Genomic DNA, 12,132 nt, shown 5'->3' with positions numbered 1-12,132 from the left:
TATCCCTCAGAGACACAAATCCTTAGCTCCCCAGGCAGACCCATAACGGCTCACAGAGTACGGCAACGTAGGTTCAGGGCATTGGGCGGTTTCTGGTTCATGCAAAAAGCCCCGGGGCGGCAAGCAATTTTAACGCTTGGGCCACCCCGGGGCTTTTCAATAAAAGAGAGGTTTTATGCAGGCCTACCTGCCTTATTGGTACTGGATGTACATGGGCTTGGGAGAAAGCGCCAATACGCCTTCTGGGGTGTACAATTTGGAGCCTTTCTTCTTGGTATCGTTGTAGTAGAAGATCTTGAAACCGGTGTACTGCACGGGCTCGCGCTTGATGTAGGCGTTATACGTGCTTTTCTTCAGGACCCGGTCGCCCCAGCCGTCCATGTGCATCACAAACTGCACGTTGGGCCTTAGCTTAATGTCTTTGTAGTTGGTGACCATGCGCTGCGTGAAGCGATGCACCACCAGGATCTTGGGCGGCAGGTTATACTTCACGGCAATGTCGTTCAGGAACTGCGTGGCGTAGTTGATCTCCCTGGCGTCCAGGGTGCCTATCTTCCGGCCGGGCACTGCGCCGTTCTTCATGGCGAACTCGGGGTCAATGCCCAGGTGCACCTGCGGCAGCTTGAGGTACTTTTCCAACCGGGGAATTTCCTGCTCCACGGTGCTCTGCCCTATCTGGATGTCCAGGAACACAATGGCGTTTCTTTTGGCCGCCCAGGCAATCACCGTGTCGGCTAGATGGTCGCTCATGCGCAGACGGTACATGCCGCCTTTGCCGGGTTTGCCTTGCGCCGTCACAAAGATCAGATGCAGGGCGGGCTGTACGGGCGTGGTAGGGTCGGCGGCTTCCCAGGCTTTCACCTCTTCATCTAACCGGGCTAGCATTTTCTCGGGGGCAAGCTCGCCCAGAATGCCCATGCGCTTAGAGAGCGGGTTGCCGTAATAGGCCACAATGCGTTTATGGGGCAGAATAGCACCGGGCTTGCTGGCGGCTTCATCTTTCACCACAAACTCAGCGGGCGCTTTGGCCGCAGAGTCGGCGAGGGCGGTGGTGTCCTGCTGGTTGGCTGCCCCCAGGAGCTTGGTGGAATCGGCGGAAGTCTGGGCAGAATCTGCTACCGGTGCCTTGGCAGCGGCCGGCGCGGCCTGGGCTCCGTTGCTTTCTTTGCGCCCGCCGTCAGAACCGCAGGCACTCAGCAAGGCAATTCCTAAAATTGACAGCAACCGCAAGGGAGCGGCGCCTTGTTTCATTACATTCAAGATCATGGACTGGTAAGTGGAGTCATCAAATGGGCGGTTTCCCACCTTTTCGTCAGGAAGATACTCTTTTTAACAGGCTTTGCCATAGGAAAACCCACTTAATGGCAAAATCCCGGCCAGGGAACACGCGGCAGAGCCCCCCCGGGTACACCAATTCAGGTACATCTTCTTTTTCAGGGCTTTCCAGAGGAACCAAACCTTCGGGTAACGCAGAATTGTTGCCCTTGGCAGATGGTTACGAACGTATGTTCTTACGTATACTGTAACTTTACAGGAAACTTAGCGCCCCACCCATGGAAAGAATTAACCGTGTACTGTTAATAGACGACGACGAGATCACCAACTACATGAACAAACGCGTTCTCAACAAGGCGGAGATTGCGCAGCAGATTGACGTGGTGACCGATGGCCAGGCCGCCCTTACGTACCTGAGCAGCCCGGAGCACCTGCAGTCTGACCTGCCGCTGGACCTGATCCTGGTGGACATCAAGATGTCGGGCATGGATGGCTTTGACTTTCTGGAGCGGTACCAGCACCTGCCCGCCGCCCGCAAGGCCCACAAGGTGTTCGCGCTTTCCTCCTCGGCCAGTTTCTATGACCTGCACCGGCTCAAGGATTTCCCAGACGTGGCAGGGCACCTTTCCAAGCCGCTTACCCAAGCCGATGCCCTGCACCTGATCAAAGAGCACTTCGGGCCCGGCACCCAGAACGAAACTACCGATCTTCCCGGCGCTTCCTGACCCTGGCTTAAGCAGGGGCAGCACACCAACCTCTTGGCAGCATAGCCCCGGTTCCCGTTGCGGGTTGCAGGGCGATGCCCCAGCAGTCCGCTCTGCAGCGAAAGCAAATTGCCGGCCTGCCCGTTTAAGGGCTATTTTGGCGAAAACCGGCCGAAAAAGGTTAAGGAACCCGCTGTTAGCATTGGCACCCGCAGCCGCTTGCGCCGGAAGCCTCAAAAAGAAAGAAAGCCGCAGCCAGCATCATTCGCTCAAAAAGAGAATCCCCGGTTTCAGGCCTGTTTCAAGAAAACGGGCCCGAAACCGGGGATTTTACTTACTAGGGCAGAGACTATTCGCGGCTGCGGCGCTCAGGGGCCTTCAAGGTGAATTCCTGAACGGTTTTGTTTCCGTTGGCCTCCAACTCCAGCACGTACTTGCCCGGGCGCAGGTAGAGTTGTTGGTTGGCCGCTGGCGTTACTTTCACCGGATCGCCGGTTTTGCGGCCTTCGTTCAGGGCCTGCTCATAGGCTCCGGCTTGGGCAGCGTCCAGGGTGAGGTCGTAGGCCAGGTAGTTAAGGCCGCGCTCGCTTTGGTCGGTCATTTCCTGCAGCACCTGGCCCTTGTCGGTTTTCACGCGCACGGTGGTGGTGCCGGCGGCGCTCACGTAGTACGGCACCGTTAGGGTTGGGGTGAACGGCTCGTTCCAGGTGCCAAACCGCTGCCCCCAGCGCTCTGAGTATTGCGGCACGTTGATGGCGAAGGCGTGCACCGCTTTTTTCTGCACCTCGGGCGTGAGCTGCTGCAGATGGGCCACGTTGCCAATGTAAATGGAGCGCCCGTGGGTACCCACTACCAGGTCATTCTCGCGCGGCTGCACAGCCAGGTCATGCACCGCCACCGAGGGCAACACATCGCCACCCAGGGCCTGGAACGTCTGTCCTTTGTCCAGAGACACGTACAGGCCATTGTCTGAGCCCACGTACAGAATATTAGGGTTCTTAGGGTCTTCGCGCACCACGTTTAGGGGCTCTTTTGGCAAATCCTGGCCTAAACGCTTCCAGGTTTTCCCGTAGTCCTGCGACACGTACAGGTAGGGCGTGAAGTCATCCCAGCGGTAGCCGTTGAGCGTGGCGTACACGGTGCCCTCGTTCTCCGCCGAGGCCGCCAACCCGCTGACCCATAGGTCCTGCGGAAGCTTGTCTGAGACTTTGGCCCAGGTATAGCCGCCGTCACGGCTTACGTGGATCAAGCCGTCGTCTGAACCCGTGTACAGCAACCCGAACCGCTTGGGCGATTCCTCAATGGTGGTGAGGGTGCCGTAACCCACATCGCCTTTGCGGCCGCCTTTGGTCAAATCACCGGAGAGCGCCTCCATGTTCTCGCCTTTGTTGAGCGAGCGGTGGAATTTGTTGGACCCGAAGTACAGCACGTCCTGGTTGTGCCGCGAGAGCAGGATGGGGCTCTCCCAATTGAAGCGCAGCGGCCGCTCCCCTAGTTGGTGCTTGGGCTGAATGGAAAGCCGCTGGCCGGTGGCTTTGTTGAGGCGGTAGTACGCCCCGTACTGCGAGCCGGTGTACACGGTGTTGTTGTCGCGGTAGTCTACCTGCACCATCATGCCGTCGCCGCCGCCCAGGCGCTGATAGGGGTAGCGTCCGTTATCGGTCCAGGCCGAGCTTGCCTGGTAGGTGCTGGGGCCTCCCCACACGCCGTTGTCCTGCAGGCCACCGTACACGTGGTACGGCTGCGCCATGTCTACGGTAACCGAGTAGAACTGCCCCACCGCCGGCGAGTTGGCCTTGAACCAGGATTTTCCGTCGTCAAAGGTCACGTTGACCCCACCGTCGTTCCCGCTTACCAGGTGACCCGGGCGCGTGGGGCTCACCCACAGGTCCTGGTGGTCTGAGTGCACGTTGTCGCCGCCAAGCTCGCGCCAGGTTTTGCCGCCATCCTCAGACTTGAGCAGGGGCACGCCCAGCACGTACACGTGGTCTGGGTTCAGGGGCGACACCCTGATTACCCCGAAGTAGTAACCGTAGGTGTAATAGAGGTCGTCAAGGTAGCCTGCGTGGGTCTTTTTCCAGGTCTTGCCGGCATCGTCTGAGCGGTACACCTGGGCGCCGGTCACGGGCGTCTCAATCATGAGCGAGTTGGCGTCTACCAGGAAGTCTGAGAGTGCCACCGGGCGTATTTTCTCTGAACTCACCATCTCCTTCACCGTTCTGGCCGTGTACTGGCGCGGGAAGTTGTTCTCCTCCAAAAAGGTGTTGATGACGGCATCGTCCAGCTTCAGGAAGTCTTCCTTGGTGAAGTCTTTGAACTGCTCTTTGCGCAGCCGGTTGCCGGTGGCCACCGCCGGCTTCACGTCTTGGCGCAGGTCCTGGTTGTCTACGCTGGCGTAAATAATGTTGGGGTTCTGGGGGAAAATGCTCAGGCCAATCCGCCCGATGCCCTCGCTGGCCGGAAAGCCGCTGGTGCCGCCCGTGATGCGCTGCCAGGTCTCGCCCCCGTTGGTGCTCTTGAAAATGCCCGAGGTGCTGCCCCCTTCCACAAAGTTCCAGGCCCGCCGCTCGCGGTGCCAGAGGCTGGCGTACAGGGTATTGGAATTGGACGGGTCCACCACCAGGTCAACGGCGCCGGTATTGTCGTTGCCGCCCTTCAGGACGTGCTTCCAGGTGGTGCCGCCATCGGTGGTTTTGTACACGCCGCGCTCTGGGTTGGGCGAGTACAGGTGCCCCAGCACGGCCACCCAGACGGTATTGGGGTCGGTGGGGTTCAGGATGATGCGGCCAATGTGGTGCGACTCGGGCAGGCCCTTGTACTGCCAGGTCTTGCCCCCGTCGGTGCTTTTGTACACCCCTACCCCCGAGTAAGACGAACGGCTGGAGTTGGCCTCACCGGTGCCTACCCAAATGGTGTTGCTCTTCCAGTCCACGGCAATGTCACCAATGGTGATCACGGTCTCGCGGTCAAACAGCGGCTCAAAGGAAATACCGTTGTTGGTAGTGCGCCACAATCCGCCGGAGGCGTAGGCCACGTAGAAATGGGTAGGGTCGGCGGGGTTCACGTCCAGGTCCACCACGCGGCCGCTCATCACCGTGGGGCCCACGTTCCGGAACGGCACGTTGCCCACCAGCGAATTTTTCTGCAACTGGAGCCGTTGCTGGCAGCCTTCCAGGCGGGCCTTGGCGGGCGTGAAAGCCGGCTGTTTCTCTTTGTTTTTCTGGGCCACGGCCGGAAGGCTCAGCAGCCCCGCCAGCACCAGCGGATATAAAGGTTTGCGAATCATAGCATGCACCAGGAAGGGGCGTTAGTTTGGGTTAGGTCTGTGGGCGTACGGTTGCAGCCCTGCCCTGAAAATAGCGGAAATCCGGCAGTCTTGAAAGGGCTCCCCCGGAAAGTATTCCCGTTGACTTTCTCTCACGCGCCCCTGCTCTTGGCGCCCTCATAAAGCAAAAAGCCGTTTTGGGGCCACTCTGGCAAAAGTGGCCCCAAAACGGCTTCACAGGCAGGTTAGAAGTTGGTATTACATGCCCACCGGGGAGATGGTCTCGGCGAACTTCAGCAGCGACTGCCGGGTGGCTCCGGTTTTCTCCAGCATGCCCATGTGCCCTACCTGCCCCATGAAATAAGCCATGCTCTGCGCGGGCAGGTGGCACTGCTGCAAGGCAGCCTCCAGCGGCACCGCCGGGTCTTCCTTGCCCACCATGAACAACACCGGAAAAGAGGCTTCTTTGAGCACCAAGGTGCGGTCTTGCCGGTCGCGCATGGCCTGCAGGCAGCCCAGAACCGTTTCTACCGGGGTGGCTTTGCCGATGGCCTGCATTTTCTCAATGGCCTTCTGGCACTTGTCGCGGTTAGCGGCCGCAAAGAGCGGGGCCACGAACGAGTCCATGAACTTCTCCAGGCCGTGCTTCTGCACAAACTCCATGGTTTTGTTGCGGTTTTCCTTTTTCTCCTCAGAATCGGGCAGGGCACTGGAGTGGAACAGGCAAAGGCCGCGCAGCTTCTCGGGGTATTTCTCGGCGAAGGCCAGGGCAACGTACCCGCCCATGGAGTGCCCCACCAGCAGGCACTTGTTCACGTTGAGGGCCTGCAGGGTTTCGTGCACCCGTTGGGCCTGGCTTGCCATGGAGAAGCTTTCCGGCACGGAGCTCTGACCGTGGCCGGGCAAATCCAGGGTGACGACCCGAAACTGGTCGGTGAGGGGTTTCACGAAATCGGTCCAAAGGTCCTGGCTCTCGCAGAAGCCGTGCAGGAAGACCAGGGTAGGCCCCACCCCGGACACGGTGTGGGCAAGGGTAGCGTGCGTCATGAGTAGAAAAAGTGTTTTAAGCCTGTTTTTACGAAACTAAGCCCGAAGCCGGGTGAAATCTGGTGAAAGAAACAGACCAGGAGTGCACGGGCGGCTTTACGTGGTGCCGGCGGCACGCTTCAGGGTTCTCTTCCGGATGGTGCTTCGGCCCATGAGAAACGTGATCAGGAGAATGAACGGCGCTTTTTTGTAGAACTGCAGGTGCGTCATGACTTCGGGCAGAGACATGCGCTGGCCTGCCACCAGGTGTTTGATGGGCACGTACAGGTCTATCACCAGGTAAATGGTCAGCGTGAGCAGAAAAGCGCCCAGGTAAATCGTCAGTTTCTCTTTCAGCGGAATGGTTGGTGCAGACATGAAAGCTCCCCGTTTGTTTTCCTGAAGGTACGCATTTTGTTCCTTATCTGAGGGCTGAGAGCCGCAGAGCTCCTGTTCTGGCCCTCTTTTCAGCAAAGCGGGCCTAAAACAAAAAGCCCTCACCGGTTATGGAAACCGGTGAGGGCTGGTCTTATCTAAGGGAGCTTTACACGCGCACGGTCACGCCCATGAGTTCGCGCACGGTGCGTTCAATACCTTCTGGATCAAAGCCGCAGAGGCGGTGCAGTTCCAACTGGGAGCCGTGCTCCACAATGGTGTCTGGAATGCCGAGGCGTTTTACCTGTGCCTGGTAGCCATGGTCTACCATGAACTCCAGCACGGCGCTGCCAAAGCCGCCCTGCAGGCAGCCGTCTTCTATGGTTACTACCTTGTCGTACTTCCGGAAGATGTGGTGCAGCAGTTTCTCGTCCAGCGGTTTGGCGAAGCGCATGTCATAGTGGCCCGGGCGCAGTCCGTCCAGTTTCAGGTTCTTGCACACGTCCACGGCGTAATTGCCAATGTGCCCGATGGTCAGGATGGCTACTTCCTCGCCTTCCTGAATCACGCGGCCCTTGCCTACCTCTATTACTTCCAGCGGGGTGCGCCACTCGGGCATCACGCCTTCGCCGCGCGGGTACCGGATGGTGAAGGGCCCCATGCCGTCCTGGCTGGCGGTGTACATGAGGTTTCTAAGCTCCTGCTCGTTCATCGGCGAAGCCACCACCATGTTTGGGATGCAGCGCATGTAGGCAATGTCATAGTTGCCGTGGTGGGTCTGGCCGTCGGCCCCGGCGAAACCGGCCCGGTCCAGGCAGAAGACCACGTGCAGGTTCTGCAGGCACACGTCATGCACCACCTGGTCGTAAGCCCGCTGCATAAAGCTGGAGTAGATGTTGCAGAACGGCACCAGGCCTTGCGTGGCTAGGCCGGCCGAGAAGGTGACGGCGTGCTGCTCGGCAATGCCCACGTCCAGCGCGCGGTCTGGCATGGCGGCCATCATGATGTTCATGCTGGAACCGCTGGGCATGGCCGGGGTAACGCCAAAAATTTTGGGGTTCTGCTGGGCCATCTCCAGCAGCGTGTGCCCAAACACATCCTGGTACTTGGGGGGCTGCGGCGTGGTGTGGTGCACCTTGTAGATCTCGCCGGTGACTTTGTCAAACAGGCCGGGCGCGTGCCACTTGGTCTGCTCTTTCTCGGCTAAGGCAAAGCCTTTGCCTTTCACGGTCACGCAGTGCAGGATCTTGGGGCCCGGAATCTGTTTGAGGTCCTTGAGCACCGAGGCCAGGTGGTTCACGTCATGGCCGTCAATGGGGCCGAAGTAGCGGAATTTGAGGCTCTCAAACAGGTTGCTCTGCTTGAGCATAGACGCCTTGATCACGCTTTCCACCTTGGAGGCAATCTGCTGCGCGTTGGGCCCAAACTTGCTGATCTTGCCCAGAATGTTCCAGACTTCATCACGCACTTTGTTGTAGACCCGCGAGGTGGTAATATCGGTTAAGTATTCTTTGAGCGCGCCCACGTTGGGGTCAATGCTCATGCAGTTATCGTTGAGGACCACCAGCAGGTCGGCATCGGTGGCGCCGGCGTGGTTGAGGGCCTCAAAGGCCATGCCCGCTGTCATGGAGCCGTCGCCAATCACGGCAATGTGGTGCCGGTCCAGTTCCTTTTTGTATTGCGAAGCCACGGCCATGCCCAACGCCGCCGAGATAGACGTGCTGGAGTGTCCCACGCCAAAGGCGTCGTACTCGCTTTCTTTGCGCTTAGGGAAGCCCGAGATGCCGTTGAGTTTGCGGTTGGTGTGGAACTGATCGCGACGGCCGGTCAAAATCTTGTGCCCGTAGGCCTGGTGGCCCACGTCCCACACCAGTTGGTCATAGGGCGTGTTGAACACGTAGTGCAGCGCCACGGTCATCTCCACCACTCCCAGACTTGCCCCGAAATGCCCCCCGTAGATAGACACGTTGTCAATGATGAATTGCCGCAATTCCTGGCATACCTGCAGCAACTGGTCTTCAGACAGTTGGCGCAAATCAGCTGGCGAGTCTATTTTGGCCAGCAGTTCTCCGGGTTCAATTATCATAGGGATGCGTTTGGATGGACATAGATGCAACAACGTAAGGAACAGAAAGTTTAGCCATATACGTAGCCGCAGCCAGACAAAAGGCAAAATTACAGATTTTTTCTGAGAGGTACTCTTTTTGTCAAGGCTGGGCTGGGTCCAATTCTGGCTTCTTTTCTTAAAAATACAGGAAAAACAGCAATTATCTATCTAAGCAGCAAAATTGACTTATTTAAGGGTAATCTTTAGCTATTCTGCCTTTCTGCCGGGTGCAAACCTTTGGCCAAACCTCCAGATTTGTCAATTTTTCTGGAAAACCCCTCAAAAACAGGTTCTTCCAAAGCAAACAGTAGTGGATGGTGTTGCGAAATGCGTAATTTTGGGGTTCAACCATTGCCGTAGCGTCCACCTGTGAGTTTCGAAATTAAGCTGCCACTCTTTGAGGGTCCGTTTGACCTGTTGCTTTTCTTCATTGAGCGCGACGAGCTGGACATCCATGACATTCCCATCTTCCGGATCACCAACGACTTTGTGGGGTACGTGCGGGAACTGGAGACCCTGAACATGGAGGTGGCCAGTGAGTTTATCCTCATCGCGGCCACGCTCATGCGCATCAAGGCCAAGATGCTGCTGCCCCGTTTTGAGAAAGACGAGGAAGGCAACGAGATTGACCCGCGCCAGGAGCTGGTGCAGCACCTGCTGGAGTACAAGCGCTACAAAGAGGTGCTCGGCGACCTGAGCCTGCTGGAAGACGTGCGCCTGCAGCAGGAAAACCGCGGCAACATTGACGAGGAACTGGGCAAGATAGCCGCCAAGCACCAACTGGAGTACGAGCTCAAGGACCTGAACCTCTACAGCCTCATGCACGCCTTCCACAAGGCCATGCAGCGCTACGACGAGGAGCAGAACCGGCCCAAGCACACGGTGGTCACCTACCCCTACACCATTGACCAGCAGCGCACCTACATCAAAAACCGGGTACGGGCCCACGGCGCCGTCAATTTCACGGACATTGTAGCCGCCTTCCCCGACAAAATTGGATTAATCTTTAACTTCCTGGCCATCTTAGACTTGCTTCAGCTCAACGAGATTGGCTTGGAGATTGAAGACGGGTTTAATAACTTCCGCATTGTGCCCTATTCTGACAACCAGCATCTGACCCTCTCTGACCATGGATCTGAATCGTAAAAAACTGCTCTCCTACTTTACCCCCCAGCGTATTCTCATTCCGGTGGTAATTGGGTTGGGCGTGATCGGGTACATGTTCTACCGAGACAGCGCCGAGATGGACTTCTCCCCGCTCTACAACGCCAAGCCGTTCTGGCTGTTCATGACCTTTCTGGTGCTGGTGGTGCGCGACTTCGGGTACATTTACCGCATCCGGTACGTGACCGAGAAGTACCTGAGCTGGCGCAAGAGTGTAGACGTGATCATGCTCTGGGAGTTTGCCTCCTGCGTGATGCCCTCGGTGGTGGGGGGCTCCACGGTGGCGGCCTTTATCCTGAACAAAGAGGGCCTGAGCCTGGGCAAGTCCCTGGCCTACGTGATGGTAACCGCCATGCTGGACAACCTCTACTTCATCATTGCCGTGCCCCTGGTCTTCCTGATCACCGCCGGCGATATCTTCCCCGAGGTTTCGGCCATGGAGTTCTCCGTGACGCAAAGCCTGGAGATTGCCTTCGGCATTAGTTACCTGCTCATTGCGCTGTATGCCTTCCTGATGGCGTACGGCCTGCTCATTAACCCCAAGGCCGTAAAACGGATCTTCCTGCGCGCTACCTCCTTTAAGCTGACCCGCCGCTGGAGGCCCGGTGCTTACAAGCACGGCAACGAACTGGTGTGGGCCTCGCAGCACCTCAAGGGCAGCACGTTTGGCTACTGGGTGAACGCCTTCCTGAGCACCTCCTTTGTCTGGACGGCGCGCTACTTTGTGATCAACTGCCTTATTGCCGCCTTCACAGACATCAGCTTCCATGACCACGTGCTCATTTTCTCGCGCAACATGGTGTACAAGATTGTGCTGCTGGTGGCGGTTACCCCGGGTGGGGCGGGCATTGCCGAGGTGGCCTTCCCTACGTTCTTCGGGCAGTTCCTGGGCCGCTTCACCACCGTGATTGTGCTGCTCTACCGCATTGTCACGTATTACCTGTACCTGGTGCTGGGGTCTTTCTTCCTGCCGCGCTGGGTGCTCCGCGTCTTTGGCGAGCATCCGCAGGAAGACGAATAACACCTGAGCAAAACTTAACCAAGCAGCAGCGCCCGGTTGAAAGTTTATAGAGCTTTCAACCGGGCGCTGCTGCTTGGGGCTATCCTATCCTCCGAAAGGCGTTTTGGGGGCTTTTTCTGGAAAACAGGGCAGAAACAGAGGGGTACTGCCTAATCGTAAAACTCGTAGGCATACTTCATCTCCCTCTTTTTCTTTCCTTTCTCGCTGATGACTGTTGTGGCCAGTTGCCCCTGCGGGGTATAGGTGTGGGCGTACCGGAGCACCACTTTGCCGGCTTGGTTTAAGGTGGTTCGCTCTACTTCCCGTCCGGCGGTATCATGTACATAGTTGGTCACCGACACTACCTTGGGTTTGCCCTTCTGCCCTTCATGGCTGGTGATGACATGGGAAACTTGGTGCCTGGCGTTCAGGAGCACCTTTTGCTCAGACACCACTCTGCCCGTGCTGGTCACCTCCTTGAGAATGTACCCGTTGGCAAGGGGTTCCCGAACCGTTGAGGTCTGCTCCTGCTGTCCGTTCCCTTGCGGAATAGTGGACGGGGGCCTTTGGGGCGCTCTGGTTGGCATGATCCAGTCTCCTCTGCTACTCATCCCTTGGTAGGTGGGGATGGAGGGCGCATTGGGTGATGACACATTGCCCGCACCGGCTCTCTCTTGAAGACTTCCTCGGGCAGACGGGCCAGCCTCTTCTGCCTGACGGGATGAGACCGGTGTGCCGTCTGGCTGATACACAAACATGCCGGTCACCTCGCCCGTCTGGTTATAGGCATAACCCACTTCGTTTTTAAGCCGCTCCTTGCCAACAATGGAGAGGTACGTCTTCTTGAGAAACACTGGCTGGTTGGTGTTATCTCTGAAGGTGTACTCCTGCATGACCAAGGCGCTGTCAATCCCGAACACAGACGTGGTGTAGGTAAAGGTTTTCTCCAGATAGATACGGGCCAGGCTGTCAAAATGCAACTCTCTCACCAAGCGGTAAGGCTTCCCTTTGGCTTTACCCGCCTCCCGCTCATAGGTTCTTGCCACCTTCACCTTCCTGGCCTTGGGAGTGGGTGCAATCTCCTGCTCCTGTAAGGCAGCATCTCCGGCCTGGGCCAGGCAAGGGTTATAGAGGAAAACGGCAACCAGCAGGGCGGTCAGGAACTTAGGGGGCATCATACAACAAATTTGGTATACACAGGTGGTAAACCATGCCT

General features: G+C 57.6%; 9 protein-coding genes. 3 read left to right on the top strand and 6 right to left on the bottom strand.

What is annotated here, in order from left to right:
• Positions 1–192: 192 nt before the first annotated feature.
• A complete protein-coding gene (locus JT718_RS07495; protein WP_240336986.1) occupies positions 193–1,266 on the bottom strand; it encodes a hypothetical protein in 1,074 nt (357 codons plus the stop codon).
• Positions 1,267–1,553: 287 nt separating this feature from the next.
• On the opposite strand from JT718_RS07495, the gene JT718_RS07490 reads away from it, so the two are divergent.
• The gene (locus tag JT718_RS07490; RefSeq protein WP_205501612.1) at positions 1,554–2,000 is read left to right on the top strand and encodes a response regulator; all 447 of its coding nucleotides are present in this window, start codon (positions 1,554–1,556) and stop codon (positions 1,998–2,000) included.
• Positions 2,001–2,328: 328 nt separating this feature from the next.
• Here the strand turns inward: JT718_RS07490 and JT718_RS07485 are convergent, their stop codons facing one another.
• The 4 genes from JT718_RS07485 to dxs form a co-directional block, all read right to left on the bottom strand.
• A complete protein-coding gene (locus tag JT718_RS07485) occupies positions 2,329–5,265 on the bottom strand; it encodes a VPS10 domain-containing protein (RefSeq protein ID WP_205501611.1) in 2,937 nt (978 codons plus the stop codon).
• A 237-nt stretch (positions 5,266–5,502) separates the two neighbouring features.
• Complete coding sequence (locus JT718_RS07480; protein WP_205501610.1) at positions 5,503–6,291, bottom strand: alpha/beta fold hydrolase; 789 nt, start codon at positions 6,289–6,291, stop codon at positions 5,503–5,505.
• Between the two features lie 96 nt (positions 6,292–6,387).
• Entirely contained in the window at positions 6,388–6,648 is a 261-nt protein-coding gene (locus JT718_RS07475; protein WP_205501609.1) for a hypothetical protein, read from the bottom strand.
• A gap of 166 nt (positions 6,649–6,814) precedes the next feature.
• Positions 6,815–8,731 (bottom strand): 1-deoxy-D-xylulose-5-phosphate synthase, encoded by a 1,917-nt coding sequence (gene dxs, locus JT718_RS07470; RefSeq protein ID WP_205501608.1) that lies wholly within the window; start codon positions 8,729–8,731, stop codon positions 6,815–6,817.
• Positions 8,732–9,121: 390 nt separating this feature from the next.
• On the opposite strand from dxs, the gene JT718_RS07465 reads away from it, so the two are divergent.
• Together JT718_RS07465 and JT718_RS07460 are read left to right on the top strand one after the other, a co-directional pair.
• Positions 9,122–9,898 carry a segregation and condensation protein A gene (locus JT718_RS07465; protein WP_205501607.1) on the top strand — a complete coding sequence of 259 codons (777 nt, stop codon included), beginning with the start codon at positions 9,122–9,124 and terminating at the stop codon, positions 9,896–9,898.
• Positions 9,882–10,937 (top strand): lysylphosphatidylglycerol synthase transmembrane domain-containing protein, encoded by a 1,056-nt coding sequence (locus tag JT718_RS07460; protein WP_205501606.1) that lies wholly within the window; start codon positions 9,882–9,884, stop codon positions 10,935–10,937. Before JT718_RS07465 ends, JT718_RS07460 begins: the two co-directional genes overlap by 17 nt.
• 149 nt (positions 10,938–11,086) lie before the next feature.
• On the opposite strand, the gene JT718_RS07455 is transcribed toward JT718_RS07460, so the two are convergent.
• Positions 11,087–12,094, bottom strand: coding sequence for a hypothetical protein (locus JT718_RS07455; RefSeq protein WP_205501605.1), 1,008 nt, complete (start codon positions 12,092–12,094; stop codon positions 11,087–11,089).
• Positions 12,095–12,132 lie beyond the last annotated feature (38 nt).

The sequence above is a fragment of the Rufibacter psychrotolerans genome (genome assembly GCF_016924645.1).
Lineage (GTDB): Bacteria > Bacteroidota > Bacteroidia > Cytophagales > Hymenobacteraceae > Nibribacter > Nibribacter psychrotolerans.
This window is presented reverse-complemented; position numbering and strand designations above follow the sequence as displayed.